The sequence below is a fragment of the Pseudactinotalea sp. HY160 genome (assembly GCF_009372055.1).
Taxonomy (GTDB): Bacteria; Actinomycetota; Actinomycetes; order Actinomycetales; family Beutenbergiaceae; genus HY158.
In genome coordinates this window covers 92,584-118,210 of the sequence record NZ_WHMT01000003.1, presented here as the reverse complement: position 1 = coordinate 118,210, position 25,627 = coordinate 92,584, and the positions used below count along the sequence as shown (strand labels likewise).

The window sequence follows — 25,627 nt, the reverse complement described above, 5'->3', positions numbered from 1 at the left end:
ATCGTGGTTGCTCGGCAAGCATCCCTTTAACATCGTCCAGTGAGGCGAAGAAGGAGGCAGGCCGGACATGACATCCGACCAAGGCACCCTCGTGCTCAGTGACGGCGACATCGCGCGCGCACTGACACGCATCTCCCACGAGATCATCGAACGCAACCGGGGCGCGGACGGCGTCGTCCTCCTCGGGATCCCCACCCGTGGCGTGCCCCTCGCGGCCCGCCTCGGCGAGCGCCTCCTCGCGGCCGACGGCCGCGGCGGGGACCTGAACGGGATCGTCGGCACGATCGACATCACCCTCCACCGCGACGACCTGCGCAGCCAGCCCACGCGCGCGCTGACCGCGAGCCGCATCCCCGCCGGCGGGATCGACGAGAAGATCGTCGTGCTCGTGGACGACGTCCTCTACTCCGGGCGCACGGTCCGCGCCGCACTCGACGCCGTGAGCGATCTCGGCCGACCGCGCGCCGTCCAACTCGCCGTCCTCGTCGACCGGGGCCACCGGGAGCTGCCGATCCGCGCCGACTTCATCGGCAAGAACCTGCCGACCGCCCGGACCGAGCGGGTGCAGGTGCGCCTGAGCGAACTCGACGGCGACGACCGGGTCGTGCTGCACCCATGAGGCATCTGCTCTCCGCCAAGGACCTCGACCGCGCCGAGGCCATCACGGTGCTCGACACCGCCGCCGCGATGGCCGCCACCCAGTCCCGGCAGGTGAAGAAGCTGCCCCCGCTGCTCGGCAAGACCGTGGTCAACCTCTTCTTCGAGGACTCGACCCGCACCCGCATCTCCTTCGAGGCCGCCGCCAAGCGGCTCTCGGCCGATGTCATCAACTTCGCCGCGAAGGGCTCGAGCCTGTCGAAGGGCGAGTCCCTCAAGGACACCGCCCAGACCCTGCAGGCGATGGGTGCCGACGCCGTCATCATCCGCCACTCCGCCTCCGGTGCACCGCAGCGGCTGGCGACCTCGGGCTGGATCGACGCGGGCGTCGTCAACGCCGGGGACGGCACCCACCAGCACCCCACCCAGGCCCTCCTCGACGCCTTCACCATCCGCCGCCACCTCGTCGGGTCCGGGCAGGACGCTCGCGCCACGGGGCAGGGGCTCGACGGGGTCAGGGTCGCGATCGTCGGCGACGTGCTCCACTCCCGGGTGGCCCGCTCGAACGTCGACCTCCTGCACACCCTCGGGGCGGAGGTCGTGCTCGTCGCCCCGCCGACCCTCGTGCCGGTCGGGGTCGAGACCTGGCCGTGCACCGTCTCCTACGACCTCGACGCCGTCCTGACGGACCTGCGCCCGGACGCCGTCATGATGCTGCGCATCCAGCACGAGCGGATGACCGCGGCCGGCGGCGGGTACTTCCCCTCCGCGATGGAGTACTCGCGCCGCTACGGCCTCGACGCCCGGCGCCTCGGCGCGCTGACGGATCGGGCCATCGTGCTCCACCCCGGGCCCATGAACCGCGGCCTCGAGATCTCCGCGGCCGCCGCCGACTCCGAGCGCTCCGTCGTGCTCGAGCAGGTGACCAACGGCGTCGCCGTGCGCATGGCCGTCCTCTACCTCATCCTGGCCGGTTCGGCCGAAGGGATCCCCGCGTGACCACCTACCTCATCCGTCAGACCCGACCGCTCGGCGCCGACCCCGTCGACCTCCTCCTGGACGGGGGCACGATCGCCGACCTCGCCCCGCGGATCGACCCGCCCGAGGGCGCCGTATTCGTCGACGCCGCCGGCACGATCGCCCTGCCCGGCCTCGTCGACCTGCACACCCACCTGCGGGAGCCGGGCCGCGAGGACGCCGAGACGATCCGCTCGGGCACCCGCGCCGCCGCCATGGGCGGGTTCACCTGCGTGCACGCCATGGCCAACACCTCCCCGGTCGCCGACACCGCCGGCGTCGTCGAGCAGGTGTGGCGACGCGGCCTCGAGGCCGGCTGGTGCGAGGTCCGCCCCGTCGGCGCCGTCTCCGTGGGGCTCGCGGGCAAGGAGCTCGCCGAGCTCGGCGCGATGTCCGAGTCCGACGCCGCCGTGCGCGTCTTCTCCGACGACGGCATCTGCGTGCACGACCCGGTGCTCATGCGCCGGGCGCTCGAATACGTCAAGGCGTTCGACGGCGTCATCGCCCAGCACGCACAGGAGCCGCGCCTGACCGAGGGCGCGGTGATGAACGAGGGCGTCGTCTCGGCCGACCTCGGGCTGCCGGGCTGGCCGTCGGTGGCGGAGGAGGCGATCATCGCCCGCGACGTGCTCCTCGCCGAGCACGTCGGGTCCCGGGTGCACATCTGCCACCTGTCGACCGCCGGCTCCGTGGACATCGTCCGCTGGGCCAAGGCCCGTGGCATCGACGTGACCGCCGAGGTCACCCCGCACCACCTCGTGCTCACGGACGAGGCCGTGCGCGGCTACGACCCGCAGTTCAAGGTCAACCCGCCGCTGCGCACGGCCGCCGACGTCGAGGCCGTGCGCGCGGGCCTGGCCGACGGCACGATCGACATCGTGGCCACCGACCACGCCCCGCACCCCGCCGAGGCCAAGGACTGCGAGTTCGGGGCCGCCGCGTTCGGCATGACCGGCCTCGAGACCGCCGTCTCCGTCGTCGCCGAGTCGATGATCGACAATCCCGCCCACGACTTCGACTGGGCCGACCTGGCCCGGGTCATGTCGGCCACCCCCGCCCGGATCGGCCGGGTCGCGGGCCAGGGCCGGCCGATCCGGGCCGGCGAGCCCGCCCACCTCACGCTCGTCGACCCCGGCGCGACCTGGCGCGTCGAGCCCGCGGCGCTGACGACCGCGAGCGAGAACACCCCGTTCGCCGGCCGCGACCTGCCCGCCCGCGTCCTCGCCACCTTCTACGGCGGCCGGGCCACGGTGCTCGACGGCCGCCCGGTCGACGCACCGCGCGAGGCGGGACACTGATGCCCTACGTCCTTCCCGTGCTGCTGCTCGCGGCGGCCACCGCCCTCATCCTCTCGGCCATGTACCGCAGCTGGCGCCGTCGCGCCCGCGGCGTCGTCGTGACCGACCTGCCCGCGCTGCCGGCCGGGAGCCCCGCCGCCCCCGCCGATCCGCCCGTCGAGGGCGTCTACGTCTCGACGACGATCGCCGGCCGGCCGTGGGAACGGGTGCTCGCCCAGGGCCTGGGGGCCCGCTCGGCCGTGGACATCCAGGTCCTGCCCCCGTGCGCCGGCCTCCCCGGCGGCGTCCTGCTCACCCGTCGCGGCGCGCGCGACGTCTTCATCCCGGCCGGGACCATCCACGACGTCCATCGCGCCAGCGGCATGATCGGCAAGGTCGTCGACACCGACGGTCTCGTCGTCATCACCTGGCAGGTGGGTGAGACGCTCCTCGACACCGGCCTGCGCACCCGCTACGGCGCCGACCGTGCCCGCCTGCACGACCGCATCCACTCCCTCCTCGTCGCGACCGGCGAGAATGCCAACCCGGAAGGTTAAGGACCCACATGACTGCTGCGCATGACCCAGACGCTGCGGTGCTCGTCCTCGAGGACGGCACCAGCTACCGGGGCCGGGCCTACGGCCGACGAGGCACGACCACCGGCGAGGTCGTCTTCACCACCGGGATGAGCGGCTATCAGGAGACCCTGACCGACCCCTCCTACCACCGCCAGATCGTCGTCATGACGGCCCCGCACATCGGCAACACCGGCGTCAACGACGAGGACGCCGAATCCGCCGGGCTGCAGGTCGCCGGACTCGTCGTGCGCGACCCGGCCCGACGCACCTCCAGCTGGCGTGCCACCGGAGACCTCGCGAGCGAACTGACCGAGCAGGGCGTCGTCGGCATCAGCCACCTCGACACCCGGGCGCTCACCCGCAGGCTCCGCGACGCCGGCGTCATGCGCGCCGGGATCTTCTCCGGCGACTCGCTGCCCGCCCACCTGGGCGCCGACGAGAGCGCGGCACTCCTCGCGACCGTGCTCGCCGAACCGGCCATGGCCGGGGCCGACCTCGCGCGGGAGGTGACGACACCCGAGGCCTACGTGCTCGAACCGAGCGGCTCGTTCGCGGGAACGGAACCCCGCGCCGTCGTCGTCGCGATCGACCTGGGCATGAAGGCGATGACCGCCAAGCGCCTGACCGAGCGCGGCGCCCGCGTGCACGTGCTGCCGGCGGACGCGACCTACGCCGACATCGCCGCCCTCGCACCCGACGGGGTGTTCTACTCCAACGGGCCCGGCGACCCGGCGGCCGCGACCGACGTCGTCGCCACGATCCGCGAGGTGCTCGACGCGAAGACGCCGTTCTTCGGGATCTGCTTCGGCAACCAGCTGCTCGGCCGCGCCCTGGGCTTCGACACCTACAAGCTCACCTTCGGGCACCGGGGGATCAACCAGCCGGTGCAGGACCTGGCCACCGGGAAGGTCGACATCACGAGCCACAACCACGGCTTCGCCGTCGACGTCCCGATCGGTGAGCCGGTCACCGCCCCGCACGACGGCGGCCGGTTCGGCCGGGTCGAGGTGAGCCACATCTGCCTGAACGATCGTGTCGTCGAGGGCATCCGCGCTCTCGACCTGCCCGCGTTCGCCGTTCAATACCACCCCGAGGCCGCGTCGGGACCGAATGACGCTGCCCACCTGTTCGACCAGTTCCTCACCATGATGAAGGGCGCCTGATGCCTCGCCGTACCGATATCTCCAGTGTCCTCGTCATCGGCTCGGGCCCGATCGTCATCGGTCAGGCCGCCGAGTTCGACTACTCCGGCACCCAGGCCTGCCGCGTGCTCCGGGAGGAGGGGATGAGGGTCATCCTCGTCAACTCCAACCCGGCCACGATCATGACCGACCCCGAGTTCGCCGACGCCACGTACGTCGAGCCGATCACCACCGAGGTGCTCGAGGCGATCATCGTCAAGGAGCGCCCCGACGCGCTCCTCGCCACCCTCGGCGGCCAGACCGCCCTGAACGCCGCCGTCGCGCTGCACGAGGCCGGGATCCTCGCGGCGCACGGGGTCGAGCTGATCGGGGCCAACGTCGCCGCGATCCACGCCGGCGAGGACCGGCAGGCGTTCAAGGACATCGTCGAGCGCTGCGGCGCCGAGTCCGCGCGCTCCCGGATCTGCCACAGCATGGCGGACTGCCTCGAGGCCGTCGTCGACCTCAAGTACCCGGTCGTCGTGCGCCCCTCCTTCACCATGGGCGGGCTCGGCTCGGGCATCGCCTACGACGAGGAGGACCTGCACACGATCGCGGGCGCCGGCCTGCACTACTCGCCCACGACCGAGGTGCTCCTCGAGGAGTCGATCCTCGGCTGGAAGGAGTTCGAGCTCGAGCTCATGCGCGACCGCGCCGACAACGTCGTGGTCGTGTGCTCGATCGAGAACGTCGACCCCGTGGGCGTGCACACCGGGGACTCCGTCACGATCGCCCCGGCCCTGACCCTGACCGACCGCGAGTACCAGAACCTGCGGGACATCTCGATCGCGGTCATCCGCGAGGTCGGCGTCGAGACCGGCGGCTGCAACATCCAGTTCGCCATCGAACCGACCACCGGCCGGGTCGTCGTGATCGAGATGAACCCGCGGGTCTCGCGGTCCTCCGCGCTCGCCTCCAAGGCGACCGGCTTCCCGATCGCCAAGCTCGCCGCGATGCTCGCCCTCGGCTACACGATGGACGAGGTCGCCAACGACATCACCGGCTCGACCCCCGCCTCGTTCGAGCCCGCGCTCGACTACATCGTGGCCAAGGTTCCGCGGTTCACGTTCGAGAAGTTCCCGGCCGCGGATCCCACCCTGACGACCACGATGAAGTCGGTGGGGGAGGCGATGGCGCTCGGGCGCAACTACACGGAGGCGCTGCAGAAGGCGCTGCGCTCGATCGACACCCCCGAGGCGAGCTTCCACTGGCGCGGTGACGCGCCCGACGCCGCGGCCACCGCCCGGCTGCTCGAGTCCTCCCGGGTGCCCACTCCGGGCCGCTTCGTCGACCTGCAGCAGGCCATCCGGGGCGGGGCCACGCTCGAGCAGATCCACGACGCCACGTCGATGGACCCCTGGTTCATCGACCAGATGTTCCTCCTGCACGAGGTGGCCACGGCGGTCGCCGCGGCCGACGGGCTCGACGCCGACACCCTCGCCGAGGCGAAGCGTCACGGCTTCTCCGACCGTCAGATCGGCGAGATCCGCGGCATCGGCGAGGCCACGGTGCGGGAGATGCGCCACGCCTACGGCCTTCGGCCGGTGTACAAGACGGTCGACACGTGCGCCGCCGAGTTCGAGGCCCGCACCCCCTACCACTACTCGAGCTACGACTCCGAGACCGAGGTGCGCCCGCGCGAGCGGGAGGCCGTCATCATCCTCGGCTCCGGCCCGAACCGGATCGGCCAGGGGATCGAGTTCGACTACTCCTGCGTGCACGCCACTCTCGCACTGTCGGAGCAGTACGAGACGATCATGATCAACTGCAACCCGGAGACGGTCTCGACCGACTACGACACCTCGGACCGGCTCTACTTCGAGCCGCTCACCTTCGAGGACGTGCTCGAGGTCTACCACGCCGAGCTCGCCGTCGGCCCGATCGCCGGTGTCGTCGTCCAGTTGGGCGGCCAGACCCCGCTCGGGCTCGCCGCCCGGCTGCGGGACGCGGGCGTGCCGATCCTGGGCACGCCGCCCGAGGCGATCGACGCCGCCGAGGACCGCGGCCTCTTCGGCCAGGTGCTCCTCGCCGCCGACCTGCCCGCCCCCGCGTTCGGCACCGCCATCTCCCTGCAGCAGGCGCGCGAGATCGCCGACCGCATCGGCTACCCGGTGCTCGTGCGCCCGTCGTACGTGCTCGGCGGCCGGGGGATGGAGATCGTCTACGACGAACCCCAGCTCACCTCCTACGTGCGGCGGGCCACCGGCACCGTTCGGTCCGATGGGTCCGATGACAACACGGATGCCGACTTCGCCGTGTTCCCCGCCCCCGTGCTCGTCGACCGCTTCCTCGACCAGGCGATCGAGATCGACGTCGACGCGATCTACGACGGCACCGAACTCTTCCTCGGCGGCGTCATGGAGCACATCGAGGAGGCCGGCATCCACTCGGGCGACTCGGCGTGCGTGCTGCCCCCGATCACGCTGTCCACCTCGATGATCCGGCGGATCCGCACCTCCACCGAGGCGATCGCCGCCGGCGTCGGCGTGCGGGGCCTCATCAACATCCAGTTCGCGCTCTCCTCGGACACCCTCTATGTGCTCGAGGCGAATCCGCGCGCGTCGCGAACCGTGCCGTTCGTGTCGAAGGCGACCGGCATCCCGCTCGCCAAGGCCGCGGCCCGAGTCATGGCGGGGGAGTGCATCGCCGACCTGCGCAGCGCCGGAGTCCTGCCGGACCACGACGCCGTCATCGACGACTCGGGCGCCCCGATCGCCGTGAAGGAGTCGGTGCTGCCGTTCAACCGGTTCCGCACCGCCTCCGGGCAGGTGGTCGACTCCGTGCTCGGGCCCGAGATGCGTTCCACGGGCGAGGTCATGGGCTTCGACCGGGACTTCCCGCTGGCGTTCGCCAAGTCCCAGGCGGCGGCGTTCGGCGGCCTGCCGACCGGCGGCACGGTCTTCGTGTCCGTCGCCGACCGCGACAAGCGGGCCATCGGCCTGCCCACGAGCCGGCTCGTGGAGCTGGGCTTTCGGATCCTCGCGACCGAGGGGACCGCCTCGGTGCTGCAGCGTCACGGGATCACGGCCGAGGTGGTGCGCAAGGCCTCGGACGGGCCCGGCCCGGACGGCGAGCCCACGATCATCGATCTCATCTCGAGCGATCAGGTCGACATGGTCACGAACACGCCCGGCTCGAAGGGCGCCCGGGCCGACGGCTACGACATCCGCACGGCCACGACCGCGGCGGGGAAGGCGATCTCGACGACCGTGCAGCAGTACACGGCGGCCGTGCAGGCGATCGAGGCGGTCCGCCGCGGCCCGTTCGAGGTCACCTCCCTGCAGGACCACGACCGTGCTCGCGCAGCCCGTGTCGCCCGGGCGGCCCAGTCGGCCCAGGCGGCGCAGGCGACCCAGTCGGCCCAGTCGACCCGGTCGACGACCGTCCCGGCCCGCGCGTGAGCGCCGCGACCGACCGGCCGGGTGGCGGGCGGCCCGGTTTCGGGGCGCGGCTGGGCGCGGCGATGGCCGCGCGCGGTCCGCTGTGCGTGGGCGTCGATCCCCACCCGCAGCTCCTGGCCGCGTGGGGGCTGGCGGACGACGTCGCGGGCCTTCGGGAGTTCTCGCTGCGGGTCGTCGAGGCACTCGGCTCCCGGGTGGCCGCCATCAAGCCGCAGGTCGCGTTCTTCGAGCGGCACGGCAGCGCCGGGATGGCGGTGCTCGAGGAGGTCGTGGCCGCCTGCGCGGCCCTGGACCAGCTGACCATCCTCGATGCGAAGCGGGGCGACATCGGCTCGACCATGGCCGGCTACGCCCACGCCTATCTCCACCCGGACAGCCCGCTTGCGGGGGACGCCGTGACCCTCTCGCCATATCTGGGCTTCGGCTCCCTCGCGCCCGCGATCGAGCTCGCCCGGGAGCACGGGCGCGGGGTCTTCGTGCTCACCCTCACGTCCAATCCCGAGGGTGCCGAGGTTCAGCACGCCCGGGGCGCGGACGGCGCGAGCGTCGCCGGGGCGATCGCCGCCGCGGCGGGGCGACTCAACGCCGGATCACTCGGATCACGCGAATTACCCGAATCACTCGGATCGGGCGAATCGACCGGGGACCCGGCGGGCCGGCTCGGCGACGTCGGCCTCGTCGTCGGCGCCACGCTCGGCCCGGTCGCCGAGCGACTCGGGATCGACCTGGCCGCGGTCGCCGGACCGCTCCTCGCCCCGGGACTCGGGGCGCAGGGCGCCACGGCCGCGGACCTGGCCGCGGCGTTCGGCCCCGCCCGCTCACAGGTACTGGCCAACTCCTCCCGCGCGATCCTGGCCGCCGGCCCGGAGGCCGGCGCCCTCCGGGCGGCCGCCGCCCGCACCACCGCCGAGCTGCGCGCGGCGCTGGCGTGAGGGGGACCGCCCGCCGGCCGGCTCGCCCGGGTCCCGGCCCCAGGCCGGCCGGGCGGACGCGGGGATCGGGCCGTGCTAGGTTCGCCTGCATGAGCGTCATCCTGAACACGCCCGCCGCGGCGGAACGAGGTGGTCCGTGGCACTGCCAGAACTGAGCCCCGAACAGCGCGCGGCCGCACTCGAGAAGGCCGCCGCCGCCCGCACCGCGCGGGCCGAGGTGAAGAATCGACTGAAGTACAGCGGGGGGCGGATCTCCGAGGTCATCGAGCTCGCCGGGGAGAACGAGGCCGTGAGCCGACTGCGCGTGCTCGCGCTGCTCGAATCGCTGCCCGGAGTGGGCAAGGTCAAGGCACGGGCCATCATGGCCGAGGTGGGCATCGCCGAGTCTCGGCGCGTCCGCGGCCTCGGCCCGCATCAGATCGCCGAGCTGGTGGACCGGTTTGGCTGAGTCCCACCGCAGCCGGCTCACCGTGCTCGCCGGGCCGACCGCCGTGGGCAAGGGCACGGTTTCCGCCGATCTGCGCGCCCGCTTCCCGCGCGTGTGGCTCTCGGTCTCGGCCACGACCCGCGCGCCTCGCCCCGGCGAGGTGGACGGCGTGCACTATCACTTCCTCACCCCGCAGCGCTTCGCCGAGCTCGTCGCCCAGGGGGAGTTCCTCGAGCACGCCATCGTCCACGGTCGCCACCACTACGGCACGCTGCGCCGTCCCGTCGAGGACGTCCTCGGCCGGGGCGGCCTCGCGCTGCTCGAGATCGACCTCCAGGGGGCCCGGCAGGTGCGCCGCACGATGCCCGATGCCCGCTTCGTCTTCCTCGCGCCACCGAGCTGGGAGGAACTCGAGCGCCGGCTCGTGGGTCGCGGCACCGAGGACGCCGAGGAGCGGTCCCGCCGCCTCGCCACGGCCACGATCGAGCTCGCGGCCGAGCCGGAGTTCGACCACACGATCGTCAACGACGAGGTCCACCGCGCGACCGACGAGCTCGTCACCCTCATGGAGGGTGCCTGACCGTCGCCGCCGGTGGCCCGTGTCACCCGAGCGGGCCCGGCCCGGAGCGAGTAGGATGGCCGAGCGCCCAGCGCGCCCACCGACCGAGTTATGAGGTTTTTCATGTCCGGAACCGTCGCCGTGCCCGAAGGCATCACCGACCCGCCGATCGATGATCTGCTCGAGGCCAGTGACTCCAAGTACGCCCTGGTGATCTGGAGCGCCAAGCGCGCCCGCCAGATCAACGCCTACTACGCGCAGCTGAACGAGGGCCTGCTCGAATACGTCGGCCCGCTCGTGGAGACCGAGCCGCAGGAGAAGCCGCTTTCGATCGCGATGCGCGAGATCAACTCCGGGCTGCTCCAGCCGATCACGATCAAGGACTGACGGGCCCGGGCGTGCGGATCGTTCTCGGCGTCGCCGGGGGCATCGCCGCCTATAAGGCCGTGCTCCTGCTGCGACTGCTGCGGGAGGCCGGCCACGAGGTCCGGGTCGTGCCCACGAGCGCCGCCCTCGAGTTCGTCGGAGCCCCCACGTGGGAGGCGCTCTCCGGCCGGCCGGCACGCCCGGACGTCTTCTCCGGGGCGCTCGAGGTGGACCACGTCCGCATCGGCCGCGAGGCGGACCTGGCGATCGTCGCCCCGGCGACCGCGGACCTGCTGGCCCGCGCGGCCGGCGGTCACGCGGACGACCTGCTCACCTCGACGCTGCTCACCCTCACGGCGCCGGTGCTCATGGCCCCGGCGATGCATACCGAGATGTGGCAGCACCCCGCGACCGCCGCGAACGTCGCGACCCTGCGCGCCCGCGGCATCCACGTCCTCGACCCGGACTCCGGCCGCCTCACGGGCAGCGACACCGGTCCCGGGCGGCTGCCGGAACCCGAGGCCATCATGGCCGCGGCCCTCGCCCTCGTTCCGCCGGCGGCGAGAGCGGGCGAGCCGGGGGCACCGGCCGGACCGCTCGGGGGGCGGACCGTCGCGATCTCCGCGGGCGGAACACGCGAACCGCTCGATCCCGTGCGCTTCCTCGGCAACCGATCCTCCGGCCGGCAGGGTCTCGCCCTGGCCCGGGCCGCAGTCGCGGCCGGTGCCCGGGTGCGGCTGGCCGCGGCGAACGTCGACGCCGGCCTCCTCGCGGGTCTTCCCCGCGGGGTCGAGGTGCGCGCAGTGGAGACCACCGCCGAGCTCGACCGGGCCATGACCGCCTGGGCCGCCGACGCGGACCTGCTCGTCATGGCCGCCGCCGTGGCGGACTACCGCCCCGCCCGCCCGGCCGCCGCCAAGCTGAAGAAGACGGCCGGCCCGCCGACGATCGAACTCGTGCAGAATCCCGACATCCTCGCGGGACTCGTGGCCGGACGTCGCCCCGGCCAGGTGATCGTCGGCTTCGCCGCCGAGACCGGCGACGACGCGGGATCGGTGCTCGAGCACGGCCGCACCAAGGCCCGAAGCAAGGGGGCGGATCTGCTCGCCGTGAACGAGGTCGGTGCGAGCGCCGGCTTCGGCGACGTGCCGAACCGGGTCACCCTCGTTGACTCCTCCGGCCGCGTGCGCGGCGAGGCCCACGGGAGCAAGGACGACGTCGCCGCGGCCCTCCTCGACGTCGCCGCCGCGCTGCTCGCCCCGTCCGCCGACTGAACGCGATCCACCCGTCCACCGGTTGAACTCCGACGGGCCGTCGGCGGTCGCCGTCGGAGCGAGGGGATAGTCTCCCTTGTTGTGACGAATCGAGTGTTCACTTCCGAATCAGTGACCGAGGGCCATCCCGACAAGGTCTGCGACCTCATCTCCGACACCCTGTTGGATGCGCTGCTGGCCGAGGATCCCCGATCCCGGGTGGCAATCGAGACGGTCGCCACGACCGGCCTCGTGCACATCGTCGGCGAGATCAACACGAGGGCCTATATCGAGATCCCGGCGCTCGTGCGGGCCACGATCAACTCGATCGGCTACACCTCCTCCGAGATCGGCTTCGACGGCGACTCCTGCGGAATCTCGCTCTCGATCGGGCAGCAGTCCCCGGACATCGCCCGGGGCGTCGACCGCAGCCTCGAGGCGCGGCAGGAGGGTGAGGCCGCCGAGGACGCCCTCGACCGGCAGGGGGCCGGCGACCAGGGCCTCATGTTCGGCTATGCGTGCTCCGAGACCCCCGAGCTCATGCCGCTGCCGATCCTGCTCTCGCACCGGCTGGCCGAACGGCTCACCGCCGTGCGCAAGAGCGGCGAGGTCGGCGGGCTGCGACCCGACGGCAAGACCCAGGTGAGCGTGCGCTACGAGGGCGACCGGCCCGTCGCCGTCACCTCGCTGGTCATGTCCTCCCAGCACGACGACGACCCCGCGGTCGTCGCCTCGCTGCGGGAGGCCTTGACCGAGCACGTGCTCACCCCGGTGCTCGAGACCTTCACCGCCCGAACCGACCTCGACGTCTCCGGCCTCGACATCCACGTCAACCCGACCGGCAGCTTCGTCGTCGGCGGACCGATGGGCGACGCCGGCCTGACCGGCCGCAAGATCATCGTCGACACCTACGGGGGCATGTCCCGGCACGGCGGCGGGGCCTTCTCCGGCAAGGACCCCTCGAAGGTGGACCGGTCCGCGTCCTACGCCCTGCGCTGGGTGGCGAAGAACGTCGTGGCGGCGGGCCTCGCGCGCCGCTGCGAGGTGCAGGTCTCCTACGCGATCGGCATCGCCCACCCGATCTCGCTGTACGTCGAGACCTTCGGCACGCAGACCGTGCCCGTCGAACGGATCGAGCAGGCCGTCGCCGAGGTCTTCGACCTGCGGCCCGCGGCCATCATCCGCGATCTCGACCTGCTCCGGCCGATCTACGCCACGACCTCCAACTACGGCCACTTCGGGCGCGAACTGCCGCAGTTCACGTGGGAGCGGACCGATCGTGTGCACGACCTGCAGACGGCCGTCGGGTAGCCGAGCCGGCCGGGGAAGTCGGGACACCCGGGATGGTCGGGGGAGCCGGCGACGTGGACGCGCGTTGACGAGGAGGTGAGGAGGATGTCGGTGCCGGAGACGAGCGGCTCCCAGCCGAGCCTGCTCGACCCCGGCGCGATCCTCCCCGGCCGCGCCCCCGCCGAGTTCGTCGGGAGCGCGGCCGTGCTCGTCGACACCCCGGTGCCACACCTCGACCGCACCTTCGACTACGGGATACCGCCCGCGCTGGCCGGCGACGTCCGGGCGGGGATCCGGGTCCGGGTCCGATTCGCCGGGAAGGACCGCGACGGCCTCGTGCTCGCCGTCGGACCCACGACGGCGCAGACCACCGCACCGCTGCGGCGCGTCGTCTCACCCTTGCCGGTACTCACCCCCGACGTGCTGGCCGTGGCCCGGGAGATCGCCGCCCACTACGCCGGCACCCTCGGCGACGTGCTCCGGCTCGCCATCCCGCCCCGGCACGCCCGCACCGAGAAGAGCGTGCGGGCCGAACGGCCGGAATCCGCGCCGGCCGCCGAGCCGGAATCCGCTCAACCGGTCGAGCCCGTCCACCCCCGACCCGCCGGGGATCCCGAGGATCTCCTCGGCCACGCCGACGCCGAGCTCAGGTCGGCGCGGCTCGCGCGTGCGGACGCCGCCTGGTGTACCTATGGCGGGGGCGGCGCCCTCATCCGGCGGCTCGTCGCCGGCGACGCCCCGCGTGCCGCCTGGTGCGCCGTGCCGTGGCCTCGCCCGGTTCCCCCGGCCACTCAGGCCGACCGGGCCGACCGGGCCGACCGGGCCGACCGGGCCGACCGGGCCGACCAGGCCGACCGGGACACCCCGGCGGGCCCTGCCTGGGCCGAGTCCGTCGCCGCGGCCGCGGCCGCCACGGTCATCGGCGGCCGATCGGCGCTCCTGCTCGTGCCCACCGCCACCGAGGTCGACCAGCTCGCCGCCGCGCTCTCAAACTGGGAGCTCGACCACGTCACCCTGACCGCCGAGGCCGGGCCGGCCGCCCGCTATCGCAGCTTCCTCCTCGCCCTGACCGGCCGGGTCCGCATCGTGCTCGGCACCCGCTCCGCCGCCTTCGCGCCGCTGGCCGACCTCGGCCTCGTCGTGTGCTGGGACGACGGCCACGACGCCTACTCCGACCCGCGCGCTCCCTACCCGCACGCGCGGACGATCCTCACCCGCCGCGCCGAACACTCCGGCGCGGCCGCGCTGTTCGGTGGCTATGCCCGCAGCGTCGAGGCGCAGGAGCTCGTGCACTCCGGGTGGGCGCGGGAGCTCGCGGCGCCCCGGGCGGTGCTGCGGGCCGGCACGGCCCGGATCGTCGCCCCGGACGAATTCGACCTGCAGCGCGAGGGGGCCGCCGGCCGGGCCCGCTTTCCCCGCCCCGCCTGGGAGGTGGCCCGCCGCGCCCTCGAGCACGGGCCCGTGCTCGTGCAGGTGCCGCGCGCCGGCTACATCCCGCTCCTCACCTGCGCGCACTGCCGGGAACCGGCGCGCTGTTCGCGCTGCTCCGGCCCGCTCGCCGTCGACGGGCGCGACCCGGCCGGTGCTCCCGGTGCTCAGGTAGACGGGCGCCCCGCGGCGGAGTCCGGGATGCTGCGCTGCCGCTGGTGCGCCCGCCTCGCCGGCACCGGCGACGACGATCCGGCCGGTGACCCCGCGCGCACCGGAGACGACACCCGCACCGATGACGACGGTGCCGGCAGTGCCGGCGGTGACCCGGGGGCCGGAGGCTGGCGCTGCCCCCACTGTCACGGCACCCGGTACCGCGCGAGTCAGGTCGGCAGCCACCGCACGGCGGAGGAACTCGGGCGCGCGTTCCCCGGGACCCCCGTGGTCGTCTCGGGGCGGACGGCGGGCATGGTGGCGGCCGTCGACGGGCGCGCCCGGCTGGTCATCGCCACTCCGGGCGCCGAGCCCGTGGCCGCCGGCGGCTACCGGGCCGCGATCTGCCTCGACGCCGCCCTGCTGACGAACCGGCCGGAGCTCGGCGCCGGCGTCGAGGCGCTGCGACGCTGGCTGCGCGCGGCCGCGCTCGTGCGCCCCGACGGCACGGTCATGGTGCTCGGGCAGGGTGCCCCCGCGGTCGTTCAGGCCCTCGTGCGATGGGATCCGGCGGGATTCGCAGCCCGTGAACTCGCCGAGCGCACCGAGCTGGGATTCCCGCCCGCCACCCGGATGATCGCGGTGACCGGCACGGCGAGCGACCTGCGATCCTTCCGGCGCCATTGCCGCCTCCCGCGTGGGGCCATCGAACTCGGGCCCGTCCCGATCGCGGGCGGCGGGCCCGATCCCGGGCCGGGGGACGGCCTCGTCGCCGCCCACGAGCCGCGGCTGCGGCTGCTGCTGCGGATCGAGCGTTCCCGCGGCGCCGAGCTGAGCGCCGCGGTCGTCGCGGCCCAGGCCGTCCGCAGCGCCCGCAAGGACGGGGCACCCGTGCATGTGCGGGTCGACCCGGACGTAGTGTAGGAGCCGGACACCGAGAATTCCGAGGACACCTGATCACCGGCGAGCACCTCGGAGCACCAGCGAGGATGCGGCACCGACGAGCGAGAGGGACGCGATGAGCAAGGCGAGCGGAACGGGAGCGGTGAGCACCGTCGTCTACGATCTGGGCCAGGTGCTCATCGGCTGGGATCCGAACCGGGTGTGGTCGCGCACGATGAGCCCCGAGCAGATCAGCGAGTTCACCGAGACGATCAACTTCCGTGCGCTCAATCACAGCCTCGACGCGGGGCGCCCGTTCGAGGACGCCCATGCCCAGGTGCGCGCCACGTGGCCCGCGCACGCCCTGCCGCTGCGCCAGTACTGGGACGCCTTCGCCGACTCGCTCACGGGGCCGATCCCCGGGTCCGCCGAGCTCGTGGCCGAACTCCACGCGGCGGGGATCCGGCTGCTCGGGCTGACCAACTGGTCCGCCGAGACGTTCCACCACGCCCGGGAGGCGGCGCCCGCCCTCGGCCTTCTCGAGGACATCCTGGTCTCCGGCCGAGAGGGGGTGGCCAAGCCCGATCCGGCGATCTTCTCGCTGCTCATCGACCGGTTCGGGCTGCGGCCGGCCGAGACCGTCTTCGTCGACGACTCGCTGCCGAATGTCGAGGCCGCCGAGGCCGCCGGTTTGCGCGGCATCCACTTCCGCTCGACCGCCGACCTGCGCCGGCGCCTCGCCGACCTCGGCCTCCCGGTCGATCGCGGGCGCGGCCCGTCCGACGCCCCGCCCCGCACTGCCTAGACTGTCCCGCATGCGTCTGTTGTTCGCGGGCACCCCCGCCGTGGCCGTGCCGGCGCTGGGCGCGCTGCTGGAATCAGAACACGAGGTCGTCGCCGTCCTCACCCGCCCACCCGCGCCCGCGGGGCGGCGACGCACCCTGCGCCCGAGCCCCGTGCACGAGGCCGCAACGGCCGCGGGACTCGAGGTGATCACCGCGACCCGGCCGCACGAGGAGCCGGCGCTCACGCGGCTGCGGGAGCTGGACCTCGACTGCGCCGCGGTCGTGGCCTACGGCGCCCTCCTGCGGGAGCCGGCGCTCAGTCTGCCCGTCCACGGCTGGATCAACCTGCACTTCTCCCTGTTGCCGGCGTGGCGGGGCGCCGCGCCCGTGCAGTACGCCGTCATGGCGGGCGACGAGATCTCCGGCGCCACGACCTTCCGGATCGAGGCCGGCCTCGACACCGGGCCGGTCTTCGCCACGATGACCGAGCGGATCCGCCCCCGGGACACGGCCGGCGACCTGCTCGACCGGCTCGCCCACGCCGGACCCGCGCTCCTGCGGGCCACCCTCGATGCCGTCGCGGCGGGCACGGCGGACCCGATCCCGCAGCCCGCCGAGGGGGTCTCCCTGGCCCCCACCCTGACGAGCGCGGACGGGCGGATCGACTGGCGCCACCCCGCGGCGGCGATCGATCGCCGCATCCGCGGTCTCACCCCGGCGCCGGGCGCGTGGACCCGGGACGACCGGGGTCGCTACAAGCTCGGCCCGGTCGAACCGGTCGCTTCCGCGACGAGCGCGACGAGTGCGACGACCGGCACGGGCAGCACGGCCGTCCCCTCCCTCGCGCCGGGGCGGGTCGGCATCGACGAATCCGGCGTCATCGTCGGCACCGGCTCCGTGCCCGTCCGGCTCACGCGGATCGCGCCCCCCGGCAAGCCGTGGATGGCGGCGTCGGACTGGGCGCGCGGGGCACGACACGACATCGGATTCGAGGTGGATGAATGAGCCAGGGTGAGCACAGCGGCGACTTCCGGGACTCCCGCGCCGGCCGGCCGCCGCGCCGCCGTGGCGGCCGCGCCCCCGCGGCGGCGCGCAGTGGGCAGCGGCCACGGGAGCGGAGCCGAACGGCCGACCCGGCGCGCCTGCTCGCCTACGAGGTGCTGCGCGCCGTTGCGGAGAGTGATTCCTACGCCAACCTCGTGCTGCCGCCGCTCATGCACCGGCGCGGGGTCTATGGGCGCGATGCGGCCTTCACGACCGAGTTGACCTACGGCACGCTGCGGCTGCACGGCCGCTACGATCCGATCATCGCGATCGCCGCGGACCGCGACATCCGCAAGCTGGACGACGACCTCCTCGATGTGCTCCGGCTCGGCTGTCATCAGCTCCTCGCGATGCGGGTGCCGTCCCACGCCGCGGTCTCCGAGACGGTCGCGCTGGCGCGGACCGTGCTCGGGGCCGGCCGAGCCCAACTGGTCAACGCGGTGCTGCGGCGGGTGAGCGAACGCGGGCTCGACGACTGGCTCACCGAGCTCGCGGACCGGTCCACCGGCGAGGACGAGCGGCTCGCGCGCCTCCACTCCCACCCGCAGTGGATCGTGCGGTCGCTGCGGCAGGCGCTCGACGGCACCGGGGAGGAACTGGTCGAGGCCCTCGAGGCGAACAACAGCCCCGCCGAGGTCACCCTGGTGATCCGGCCCGGCCTCACCACGAAGACCGACCTGCCCGAGACCACCCGGGGACGGTACGCGCCGACCGCCCGGGTCCTGCGCGGGGGAGACCCGGGTGCCCTGAGCGTCGTACGCGAGGGGCTCGTCGGGGTCCAGGACGAGGGCTCCCAGCTCGTCACCCTGGCCCTCGCGACCACGCCGATCGAGGGACCCGACCGTACCTGGCTCGACCTGTGCGCCGGCCCGGGGGGCAAGGCCGCGCTGCTCGCCTCCTGGCTCGGGGCACGCACGGGCGGCCCCGCCCCGTCCGATCCCGCGGACCACCCCCACGGGCAGGACCACCGCCCCCGGACCCGCCGCCTCGTCGCGAACGAGCTCTTCCACCATCGGGCCGACCTGGTGCGCGCCTCACTGCGGGCCATCCCCGACTCGATCGACGTCGAGGTGCGCACGGGGGACGGGCGGATGGTCGGGGAGTACGAGCCGCAGACCTACGACCGGGTGCTCGTCGACGCCCCCTGCACCGGCCTGGGCGCGCTGCGCCGCCGTCCGGAGGCGCGCTGGCGCCGCAGCACCGCCGATCTCGCCTCCCTGGCGGGGGTGCAGCGGGAGCTGGTCATCTCCGCGATCGAGGCGACCCGGATCGGCGGCGTCGTCGGCTACGTCACCTGCTCGCCGCATGTCGCCGAGACCACCTTCGTGATCGCCGACGTGATCAAGCGGGCCGCCAAGCTCGGGATGCCGGTCGAGGTCGTGGACGCCGCCGCGGCACTCGCCCAGGTCGCCCTGACCCCGCTGCCCGATCAGCAGGGCCCGTACGTGCAGCTGTGGCCCCACCGGCACGGCACCGACGCGATGTTCCTGGCGATCCTGCGCAGGGTCTGAACGCCGGCGAAACCCGCCGGCCCGCACGAGCACGCGTGACGGCGCCATCGTTCGCGTTCCGGGCACGATGTGGATAGGCTGCGTGCAGACGGTCCCAGACCCCGACCCTCGACTTGAATTCCATCAGGGCCACCTCGATGGCCCTCGTGCGCGATGTCGGGTAGGTGGCTGAATGTCAACACAGGAGTTCTCGAAGACCGGGGCCGTCGACGTGACGGGTGTCCGCCGGGCGACCGGGGTGGCGTCCGCCGTGGGCCTTATTCGGTCCCGCCGGCGCGCCGCGGAGCATGCCTGGGCGGTCGATCCGGCCCGCACCACGGCGTATGCCGCGTTGCGGGCGGTCGTGCACGGCGAGTCGTTCACCGAGTGGGTGCTGCCGGCGCTCATGCGCCGTCACGGTGTGTACGGCGGAGACGCCGCCTGGACCACGGAGTTGACGTATGGGACCCTGCGGCTGCGGGGCCGGTACGACCGGATCATCGCGATCGCGGCCGCGGGGCGGCTCGGCGAACCCGATGACGAGGTGCTGGACGTGCTGCGCCTCGGCTGTCACCAGCTGCTGGCGATGCAGGTTCCTGCGGGCGCCGCCGTCTCGGAGACGGTGGCGTTGGCGCATGCGGAGCTCGGCCAGGCCCGGTCGCAATCGGTCGCGGCGGTGTTGCGACGGGTGGCCGAGCGGGATCTGGACGCCTGGCTGGAGCGGATCGAGGCGGCTGCGGCCTCCGAGGACGAGCGGTTGGGCCGGATCCACTCCCATCCGCAGTGGATCGTGCGAGCCTTCCGTCAGGGGCTCGGCGCGGCGACGGAGGAGCTGACCGCGCTGCTCGAGGCGAACAACGCGCCCGCGCCGATCACGCTCGCAGTGCGCCCCGGGCTCGTTGACCTGGTGGATCTGCCGCAGACGACCCGGGGCCGGTACGCCCCAACGGCACGGGTCCTTCAGGCCGGGGATCCCGGTGCATTGACCATGGTCAAGGAGGGCCTGGTCGGCGTGCAGGACGAGGGCTCCCAGTTGCTCACGCTGGCGTTCGCGACGGCCCCGATCACGGGACCGGATCGGACCTGGCTCGACCTGTGCGCCGGCCCGGGAGGCACGGCGGCGCTGCTCGCGTCGTGGCTCGCGGCCCGCACCGGTAGCCCGCTTCACGAGGAGGTCCCCGAGCCGGGGGAGGCCGAGGCGGGCCATGGGCAGGACCGGCGCCGGCGCACCCGCCGGCTCGTTGCGAATGAGCTGTTCCAGCAGCGCAGCGATCAGGTGCGCGCGGCTCTCAGGGCGATTCCGGGCTCGATCGACGTGACGGTGCGCACCGGGGACGGCCGGCTCGTCGGGGGGCACGAGCCCGCGGCCTACGATCGCGTGCTCGTCGACGCGCCGTGCACGGGCCTGGGCGCGCTGCGCCGACACCCCGAGGCCAAGTGGCGTCGCAGCACGGCGGACCTGGCGAGGTTGGCCGCACTTCAGCGGGAGCTGACGCTGTCGGCGATCGCGGCCACGCGCGTGGGCGGGATGATCGGCTACCTGGCCTGTTCACCCCACGTGGCCGAGACGCGCTTCGTCGTGTCGGACGTGATCAAACGGGCCGCCGCGGCCGGTACGCCGGTCGCCGTCGTCGACGCGGTCGAGGTGCTCGACCGGGTCGCCGTGACCGAACTCGCGGATCAGCAGGGCCCGTACGTGCAGCTGTGGCCCCACCGGCACGGCACCGACGCGGTGTTCCTCGCCCTCCTGCGCCGCACCTGATTCGAGTGGCCGACGTTCAGGGTTCCCCACCGACGCGCCCGGGCCACGTCCGGCCTTCGACGATGGGATTCGGCGGCAGTCGGCGTTCGGCGACCTCGCGCGCCACGTCGGTCAGCCGGTACCCGTTCCGGCGAGCGAAATCGCGGAGGGCCCGGAAGGCCTCGTCCACGGTGGTCCGATCCCGCTCGGCGAGGACGCCCTTGGCCTGTTCGATGACGATGCGGCTGTGCAGCGCGTGCTCGAGCTGCGCGACCAGGACATCACGGCGGCCGCCGGCACGGGCGTGGACGATCCCGATGGTGGCCACGTCCGCGAGCGCTCGGGCGAGGCTCAGCGCTTCGATGGGCAGGTCGCCGGGGGTCGTGCCGAACAGGGTCACGGCGCCGATGACCTCGTCGCGCGATCGCAGCGGGATCGCGTGCACCGCCGCGTATCCCTGCTCGAGCGCCAGCCTCGCGAACCGCGGCCAGCGGGTCGTCGCCTCGTTCAGATCCGCGACCCGCACCATCTCGCCGGTCCGGTGGCAATCGCGGCAGGGGCCCTCGCCGGCCTGCGCCTGGTACAACTCCACCAGTCCCGCCCGCTCGTCGGAGGACGCCATCACCTGCAACGAACCGTGCTGGTCCGGTAGCAGCAGCGCGGCCTCGGCGACGTCGACCAGCAGCACGATCTTCGCCACGAGGAGGTCGAGGAGGTCGGCGACGTCATAGTCGCCGACCAGCAGGTCGGCGAGCTCGCTCACCGCACCGGCCAACGTCCGTTCTCTCATCATTCCCGCGGCCTCCTCCCCGTCGACGCCGAGCCGGCTCACCGGTCGCCTCAGCGGGCGCGGTCGATCTGGGCGACGAGCCTATCGCTCGCCCGCGCCGCCGGCTCGGCCCCCGGCCTGGCGGGCCCGGCTACTGTGGGTCCGGTGACGATCCGAATCTCTCCGAGCGTGCTCAACTCCGACCTCGCCGACCTGGCCGGGGAGGTGGCCCGCATCGGCAACGCCGACTTCGTCCATCTCGACGTGATGGACAGCCACTTCGTGCCGAACCTCACGTTCGGGCTGCCCGTGGTGGAACGCCTGCTTCAGCGCATCACGCTGCCGGCGGACGTGCACCTGATGATCGCCGATCCCGACACCTGGGCACCCGAGTACGCGCGGGCGGGTGCGGCCTCGGTCACATTCCACGCCGAGGCCTCGGCCGCGCCCGTGCGCCTCGCCCGGGAGCTGCGGGCCGCCGGCGCTCGGGCCGGCATCGCGCTCAAACCCGCCACCGACATCGCCGCCTACGTCGACCTGCTGCCGGAGTTCGACATGGTGCTGCTCATGACCGTCGAACCCGGCTTCGGCGGCCAGTCCTTCATCGAGGGCACGCTCGGCAAGATCGCCCGCACCCGGGCGGCGGTGGACGCCACCGGCCGCGACATCTGGGTCCAGGTCGACGGCGGCGTCTCCCGCGCGACCATCGGCGCCGCCGCCCGCGCCGGCGCGGACATGTTCGTGGCCGGCTCCGCGGTGTATTCGGCCGCCGACCCGAACGCCGAGATCGAGGCCCTGCGCCGGCTGGCGCAGGCAGAGCGCACCCCCGCGGCCTGACCCGGCGGGCACGAGGCGATATACTCGGCCCCGAGTTTGACGTGCTCCGGGGTCGGTGAAATTCCGAGCCGGCGGTGACAGTCCGCGACCCGCGCGCCCAGCATCATCGGGCGAACGGTTGACCTGGTGGAATTCCGGGACCGACGGTGAGAGTCCGGATGGGAGGAAGCACGCGGCGCATCCGACATGCGCCGTCTCCAGGCGAACGCGCGTGGCGTCGCCTGCCCCGGACGATACGTCCGGGAAGGTGGACGCGATGCTCACCCGCAGGCTGGTCGCGCCCCTGGTGTTGGGCGCCGTCGGCGTGCTGCTGTGGTCGCTCCTCGCGCCGGTCGCCGGCCCGCAGGTGCTGCCGGGCCCCGGTGCGGTGGTCTCCCGCCTCTGGCTGGAGCTGACCGCCGGGGGCCTCCTCGGCCACGCCGTCGTCACCCTGGGCGTGAGCGTCCTGGGCTGCGTCTTCGGTGTCGCCATCGCGTTTCCGCTGGGCTATCTCATCGCCCACATCCCGGTCGTCTCGGCCGCCATCGGGCCCTATCTGGCCGCATCCCAGGCGATCCCCGCGGTGGCCCTCGCGCCGCTGCTGGTCGTCTGGGTCGGCTACGGCGCCCTGCCCACAGCCCTGCTGTGCACCCTCATGGTGTTCTTCCCGATCACCATCAACACGGTGCTCGGCTTCACCCGGCTCGATCCCGACATCATCGGCGCCGCCCGCGTCGACGGTGCCGGCCAGGTCATGCTGCTCACCTGGATCGAGTTCCCCCTCGCGCTTCCGGCGATCCTCGCCGGGGTCCGCAACGGGTTCGTGCTCTCGGTCACCGGAGCGGTGGTCGGGGAGTTCGTCATGGGTGGCCAAGGGCTCGGGCAGCTGCTGGCGGTGTACCGCGATCGCGGTGACACCGCCGGCCTCATGGCGGTCCTCGGCGCGCTCGTGCTCGCGGCCATCGCCCTGTTCGGGCTGGTGCGCCTACTGGAGAGGAAGCTGGAATGGTAACGATCCGCCGTTCGATCGTGGGGACGACGCTGCTCACCCTGGGAGCGCTCGCGCTCGCCGCCTGTGGTGCGGGAGGTGGGGGAGCGGCCGACGGCGCCTCGGGTGCCGGCTCCCCGCCGGGGCAGGGGGGAGGGGGAGCGGACACGCCGGTGACGATCGGACTCACCTACGTGCCGAACATCCAGTTCGCGCCGTGGTACGTCGCCGAGGAGGCCGGCTACTTCACCGACGCCGGGGTCGAGGTCACCCTGCGTCATCACGGCCAGGACGAGGATCTCTTCGGGGCCCTCGCCGCGGGGGTCGAGCAGGTCGTCGTCTCCGCCGGCGACGAGATCCTGCAGGCCCGTTCCCAGGGCGTCGACGTGGTCGACTTCGCCACCGTCTACCAGGACTACCCCGTGCGCCTCGTCGTCCCGGCGGACTCGCCGATCCACACGCTGGCCGACCTGCGGGGCGCGAGCATCGGGATCCCCGGTCGCTACGGGCAGAGCTGGTTCGGGCTGCTCGCCGCCCTCGAACAGGCCGGGCTGACCGAGCACGATGTGACGATCGCGGAGATCGGCTTCACCCAGCAGACCGCCCTGAGCGCCGGCCGGGTCGATGCCGTGGTCGGATTCGTCAACAACGACGTGCCCAAGTTCCGTTCCGCGGGGCTGGCCGTGCGGGTCCTCGACCAGGATCCCGTGCCGCTCGTGGGGGTGGGGATGGGCGCGGCCGGCGCGATGATCGAGTCCGAGCCGGCCGCCCTCGCCGGAATCCTCACGGCGGTGCACCGGGCCGTCCAGGACATCGTCGCCGATCCCCAGGTGGCGATCGACGCGGCCCGGGAGCACATCCCCGGCACGATCACCCCGGACCAGGAGGAGGCGATGCGCCGGAGCATCGAGGCGACGATCCCGCTCTACGGGGACGTCGACGCGGCGGCCTGGGGCACGCCCGAGGTCGGGCGCTGGCAGGGGATGGCCGACTTCATGTCCGCCCAGGGGCTGCTCGAGGGCGCCGTCTCGCCCGGTGAGGCCGTGACCGACGAGATCGCCGCGAACCAGTAGGCTGGGCCGTCGTGAAGACCTTCGAGGAACTGTTCGCAGAGCTGACACACAAGGCACGCACCCGACCCGAGGGCTCGGGCACGGTGGCACAGCTGGACGCCGGGGTGCACGGCATCGGCAAGAAGATCGTCGAGGAGGCGGCCGAGGTGTGGATGGCCGCCGAATACGAGACCGATGACGACACGGCCCTGGAGGTCTCGCAGCTGCTCTACCACCTCCAGGTGCTCATGGTGGCCAAGGGCCTCACTCTCGACGACGTCTACAAGCACCTTTAGAGGAACGAATGTTGCGGATCGCTGTACCGAATAAGGGCGCCCTCGCCGGCCCCACCTCCGACCTGCTCCGGGAGGCGGGCTACCGCCAGCGCGGCGAGGGCCGGGAGCTCGTGCTCATCGACCCGGAGAACGAGGTCGAGTTCTTCTACCTGCGCCCGCGCGACATCGCGGTGTACGTCGGCGCCGGCACGGTCGACGCCGGGATCACCGGCCGCGACCTCATGCTCGACTCCGGGGTCGAGGCGGTCGAGCATCGCCGCCTCGGCTTCGCGCGCTCCACGTTCCGGTTCGCCGCACCGGTGGGGACGATGGCCTCGCTCGGCGACATCCGGGGCAAGCGCGTGGCCACCTCCTATGCGGGGGTCGTGCGCGACTACCTGCGCGACCACGACGTCGAGGCCACGGTCGTGCGGCTCGACGGCGCGATCGAGTCGACCGTGCACCTGGGCGTGGCCGACCTCGTGGCCGACGTGGTCGAGACCGGTGCGACCCTGCGGGCCGCCGGACTCGAGGTCTTCGGGGAGAAGATCCTCGAGTCCGAGGCCGTGCTCATCCGGCCCACCGGCGAGCCGCGGGCGGGCATGGAGATCCTCGACCGGCGCATCAAGTCCGTCCAGGTCGCCCGGCAGTACGTGATGATGGACTACGACGTGCCCGAGGACCTCGTCGACGTGGCGGTCTCGATCACGCCGGGGCTCGAATCGCCCACCGTCTCCCCGCTCCATTCCGATGGCTGGATGGCCGTGCGGGCGATGGTCGACGCGGAGCAGGCGCACCGGACCATGGACCGGCTCTACGACCTGGGTGCCCGGGCGATCCTGGTCACCTCGATCGAAGCCTGTCGCCTCTGACCGATGTCCGAGACCACGGCCTCGCCGCTCCGCCCCCGGGCCACCCGGTGGGTCGCCGGCGGGCTCGTGGTACTCACGCTCGGCGGGGCCGCCACCCTCATGGTCATGCTCGCACTCGACGGCCTGCTGCAGTCGATGTTCGCGCTGTGGATCATCGCCCTCGCACTCGGGGCCGCCGTGTTCCTGCTGCTGCAGGCGCTCGTCGTGGCCCGTGCCACCGCGCAGGGTCTCTACGTGCGCAACCTCGTGCGGCGGCGGCTCCTCCCGTGGGAGTCGATCGTCTCGGTGCGGTTCGGTCCGGACCGGCCGTGGGCCCAGCTCGACCTGGACGACGGCACGACGTGGCCGGTCATGGCGATCCAGTCCGCCGACGGCGCCTACGGGCACGAGCAGGCGCGGCGGCTTGCCGGCTGGGTGCAGGACCGGGAGGGGACCGATCCGAATCCGTGAGGGC

24 protein-coding genes and 1 riboswitch are annotated in these 25,627 nt (G+C 73.2%); of the genes, 23 read left to right on the top strand and 1 reads right to left on the bottom strand.

Annotated features, from left to right (window positions below; all coding sequences use genetic code 11):
* Window positions 1-67: 67 nt before the first annotated feature.
* The 17 genes from pyrR (at window position 68) to GCG21_RS04765 (ending at window position 20,422) form a co-directional block, all read left to right on the top strand.
* A complete protein-coding gene (gene pyrR, locus GCG21_RS04845; RefSeq protein WP_152818149.1) occupies window positions 68-619 on the top strand; it encodes a bifunctional pyr operon transcriptional regulator/uracil phosphoribosyltransferase PyrR in 552 nt (183 codons plus the stop codon).
* On the top strand, window positions 616-1,596 hold the full coding sequence (locus GCG21_RS16605; RefSeq protein WP_152818148.1) for an aspartate carbamoyltransferase catalytic subunit: 981 nt from the start codon (window positions 616-618) through the stop codon (window positions 1,594-1,596). The genes pyrR and GCG21_RS16605 overlap by 4 nt, the downstream gene beginning before the upstream one ends.
* Window positions 1,593-2,912 carry a dihydroorotase gene (locus tag GCG21_RS04835; protein WP_370517281.1) on the top strand — a complete coding sequence of 440 codons (1,320 nt, stop codon included), beginning with the start codon at window positions 1,593-1,595 and terminating at the stop codon, window positions 2,910-2,912. Before GCG21_RS16605 ends, GCG21_RS04835 begins: the two co-directional genes overlap by 4 nt.
* Complete coding sequence (locus GCG21_RS04830; protein ID WP_152818146.1) at window positions 2,912-3,448, top strand: hypothetical protein; 537 nt, start codon at window positions 2,912-2,914, stop codon at window positions 3,446-3,448. The genes GCG21_RS04835 and GCG21_RS04830 overlap by 1 nt, the downstream gene beginning before the upstream one ends.
* Before the next feature lie 8 nt (window positions 3,449-3,456).
* Window positions 3,457-4,632, top strand: coding sequence for a glutamine-hydrolyzing carbamoyl-phosphate synthase small subunit (gene carA / locus GCG21_RS04825; RefSeq protein ID WP_152818145.1), 1,176 nt, complete (start codon window positions 3,457-3,459; stop codon window positions 4,630-4,632).
* Window positions 4,632-8,051, top strand: a complete 3,420-nt coding sequence (gene carB / locus GCG21_RS04820; RefSeq protein WP_152818144.1) for a carbamoyl-phosphate synthase large subunit — start codon at window positions 4,632-4,634, stop codon at window positions 8,049-8,051. The genes carA and carB overlap by 1 nt, the downstream gene beginning before the upstream one ends.
* A 62-nt stretch (window positions 8,052-8,113) precedes the next feature.
* A complete protein-coding gene (pyrF, locus tag GCG21_RS04815; protein WP_152818249.1) occupies window positions 8,114-8,983 on the top strand; it encodes an orotidine-5'-phosphate decarboxylase in 870 nt (289 codons plus the stop codon).
* 136 nt (window positions 8,984-9,119) lie between these two features.
* The gene (gene mihF, locus GCG21_RS04810) at window positions 9,120-9,431 is read left to right on the top strand and encodes an integration host factor, actinobacterial type (protein WP_153877946.1); all 312 of its coding nucleotides are present in this window, start codon (window positions 9,120-9,122) and stop codon (window positions 9,429-9,431) included.
* Window positions 9,424-9,990 carry a guanylate kinase gene (gene gmk, locus GCG21_RS04805; RefSeq protein ID WP_152818142.1) on the top strand — a complete coding sequence of 189 codons (567 nt, stop codon included), beginning with the start codon at window positions 9,424-9,426 and terminating at the stop codon, window positions 9,988-9,990. Before mihF ends, gmk begins: the two co-directional genes overlap by 8 nt.
* Window positions 9,991-10,092: 102 nt before the next feature.
* Window positions 10,093-10,356 carry a DNA-directed RNA polymerase subunit omega gene (rpoZ, locus tag GCG21_RS04800; RefSeq protein WP_152818141.1) on the top strand — a complete coding sequence of 88 codons (264 nt, stop codon included), beginning with the start codon at window positions 10,093-10,095 and terminating at the stop codon, window positions 10,354-10,356.
* 11 nt (window positions 10,357-10,367) lie between these two features.
* Window positions 10,368-11,609, top strand: a complete 1,242-nt coding sequence (gene coaBC / locus GCG21_RS04795; protein WP_370517280.1) for a bifunctional phosphopantothenoylcysteine decarboxylase/phosphopantothenate--cysteine ligase CoaBC — start codon at window positions 10,368-10,370, stop codon at window positions 11,607-11,609.
* 81 nt (window positions 11,610-11,690) lie between these two features.
* Window positions 11,691-12,899: a methionine adenosyltransferase gene (gene metK, locus GCG21_RS04790; RefSeq protein WP_370517279.1), complete on the top strand. Its 1,209-nt coding sequence runs from the start codon at window positions 11,691-11,693 to the stop codon at window positions 12,897-12,899.
* A 90-nt stretch (window positions 12,900-12,989) separates the two neighbouring features.
* Window positions 12,990-15,383 carry a primosomal protein N' gene (locus tag GCG21_RS16145; protein WP_370517278.1) on the top strand — a complete coding sequence of 798 codons (2,394 nt, stop codon included), beginning with the start codon at window positions 12,990-12,992 and terminating at the stop codon, window positions 15,381-15,383.
* A 94-nt stretch (window positions 15,384-15,477) separates the two neighbouring features.
* The gene (locus GCG21_RS04780; RefSeq protein WP_152818139.1) at window positions 15,478-16,146 is read left to right on the top strand and encodes an HAD family phosphatase; all 669 of its coding nucleotides are present in this window, start codon (window positions 15,478-15,480) and stop codon (window positions 16,144-16,146) included.
* 10 nt (window positions 16,147-16,156) lie between these two features.
* A complete protein-coding gene (gene fmt / locus GCG21_RS04775) occupies window positions 16,157-17,131 on the top strand; it encodes a methionyl-tRNA formyltransferase (protein WP_152818138.1) in 975 nt (324 codons plus the stop codon).
* Window positions 17,128-18,681, top strand: a complete 1,554-nt coding sequence (locus GCG21_RS04770; RefSeq protein ID WP_152818137.1) for an RsmB/NOP family class I SAM-dependent RNA methyltransferase — start codon at window positions 17,128-17,130, stop codon at window positions 18,679-18,681. The genes fmt and GCG21_RS04770 overlap by 4 nt, the downstream gene beginning before the upstream one ends.
* A 172-nt stretch (window positions 18,682-18,853) precedes the next feature.
* Entirely contained in the window at window positions 18,854-20,422 is a 1,569-nt protein-coding gene (locus tag GCG21_RS04765; RefSeq protein ID WP_152818136.1) for an RsmB/NOP family class I SAM-dependent RNA methyltransferase, read from the top strand.
* A gap of 16 nt (window positions 20,423-20,438) precedes the next feature.
* Here the strand turns inward: GCG21_RS04765 and GCG21_RS04760 are convergent, their stop codons facing one another.
* Complete coding sequence (locus tag GCG21_RS04760; protein WP_370517277.1) at window positions 20,439-21,233, bottom strand: GAF and ANTAR domain-containing protein; 795 nt, start codon at window positions 21,231-21,233, stop codon at window positions 20,439-20,441.
* A gap of 102 nt (window positions 21,234-21,335) precedes the next feature.
* On the opposite strand from GCG21_RS04760, the gene rpe reads away from it, so the two are divergent.
* The 6 genes from rpe to GCG21_RS04730 all read left to right on the top strand — a co-directional run bounded on the left by rpe (window position 21,336) and on the right by GCG21_RS04730 (window position 25,623).
* Entirely contained in the window at window positions 21,336-22,007 is a 672-nt protein-coding gene (gene rpe, locus GCG21_RS04755) for a ribulose-phosphate 3-epimerase (RefSeq protein ID WP_153877954.1), read from the top strand.
* A gap of 39 nt (window positions 22,008-22,046) precedes the next feature.
* A riboswitch (FMN riboswitch) is annotated at window positions 22,047-22,181 on the top strand.
* 82 nt (window positions 22,182-22,263) lie between these two features.
* Complete coding sequence (locus GCG21_RS04750) at window positions 22,264-22,998, top strand: ABC transporter permease (RefSeq protein ID WP_152818134.1); 735 nt, start codon at window positions 22,264-22,266, stop codon at window positions 22,996-22,998.
* Window positions 22,992-24,047, top strand: a complete 1,056-nt coding sequence (locus GCG21_RS04745) for an ABC transporter substrate-binding protein (protein ID WP_152818133.1) — start codon at window positions 22,992-22,994, stop codon at window positions 24,045-24,047. The genes GCG21_RS04750 and GCG21_RS04745 overlap by 7 nt, the downstream gene beginning before the upstream one ends.
* A gap of 11 nt (window positions 24,048-24,058) precedes the next feature.
* A complete protein-coding gene (locus tag GCG21_RS04740; RefSeq protein WP_153877956.1) occupies window positions 24,059-24,322 on the top strand; it encodes a phosphoribosyl-ATP diphosphatase in 264 nt (87 codons plus the stop codon).
* An 8-nt stretch (window positions 24,323-24,330) separates the two neighbouring features.
* Complete coding sequence (hisG, locus tag GCG21_RS04735; RefSeq protein WP_152818132.1) at window positions 24,331-25,173, top strand: ATP phosphoribosyltransferase; 843 nt, start codon at window positions 24,331-24,333, stop codon at window positions 25,171-25,173.
* A gap of 3 nt (window positions 25,174-25,176) precedes the next feature.
* Complete coding sequence (locus GCG21_RS04730; RefSeq protein ID WP_152818131.1) at window positions 25,177-25,623, top strand: PH domain-containing protein; 447 nt, start codon at window positions 25,177-25,179, stop codon at window positions 25,621-25,623.
* The last annotated feature ends 4 nt before the right edge of the window (window positions 25,624-25,627 follow it).

Excerpts from the sequence above, each read along its gene's own strand:
- pyrR (WP_152818149.1), top strand. The coding sequence starts at position 68 with ATGACATCCGACCAAGGCACCCTCGTGCTCAGTGACGGCGACATCGCG.
- GCG21_RS16605 (WP_152818148.1), top strand. The coding sequence starts at position 616 with ATGAGGCATCTGCTCTCCGCCAAGGACCTCGACCGCGCCGAGGCCATC.
- GCG21_RS04830 (WP_152818146.1), top strand. The coding sequence starts at position 2,912 with ATGCCCTACGTCCTTCCCGTGCTGCTGCTCGCGGCGGCCACCGCCCTC.
- carA (WP_152818145.1), top strand. The coding sequence starts at position 3,457 with ATGACTGCTGCGCATGACCCAGACGCTGCGGTGCTCGTCCTCGAGGAC.
- carB (WP_152818144.1), top strand. The coding sequence starts at position 4,632 with ATGCCTCGCCGTACCGATATCTCCAGTGTCCTCGTCATCGGCTCGGGC.
- pyrF (WP_152818249.1), top strand. The coding sequence starts at position 8,114 with ATGGCCGCGCGCGGTCCGCTGTGCGTGGGCGTCGATCCCCACCCGCAG.
- rpoZ (WP_152818141.1), top strand. The coding sequence starts at position 10,093 with ATGTCCGGAACCGTCGCCGTGCCCGAAGGCATCACCGACCCGCCGATC.
- GCG21_RS04780 (WP_152818139.1), top strand. The coding sequence starts at position 15,478 with ATGAGCAAGGCGAGCGGAACGGGAGCGGTGAGCACCGTCGTCTACGAT.
- fmt (WP_152818138.1), top strand. The coding sequence starts at position 16,157 with ATGCGTCTGTTGTTCGCGGGCACCCCCGCCGTGGCCGTGCCGGCGCTG.
- GCG21_RS04770 (WP_152818137.1), top strand. The coding sequence starts at position 17,128 with ATGAGCCAGGGTGAGCACAGCGGCGACTTCCGGGACTCCCGCGCCGGC.
- GCG21_RS04765 (WP_152818136.1), top strand. The coding sequence starts at position 18,854 with ATGTCAACACAGGAGTTCTCGAAGACCGGGGCCGTCGACGTGACGGGT.
- GCG21_RS04750 (WP_152818134.1), top strand. The coding sequence starts at position 22,264 with ATGCTCACCCGCAGGCTGGTCGCGCCCCTGGTGTTGGGCGCCGTCGGC.
- GCG21_RS04745 (WP_152818133.1), top strand. The coding sequence starts at position 22,992 with ATGGTAACGATCCGCCGTTCGATCGTGGGGACGACGCTGCTCACCCTG.
- hisG (WP_152818132.1), top strand. The coding sequence starts at position 24,331 with ATGTTGCGGATCGCTGTACCGAATAAGGGCGCCCTCGCCGGCCCCACC.
- GCG21_RS04730 (WP_152818131.1), top strand. The coding sequence starts at position 25,177 with ATGTCCGAGACCACGGCCTCGCCGCTCCGCCCCCGGGCCACCCGGTGG.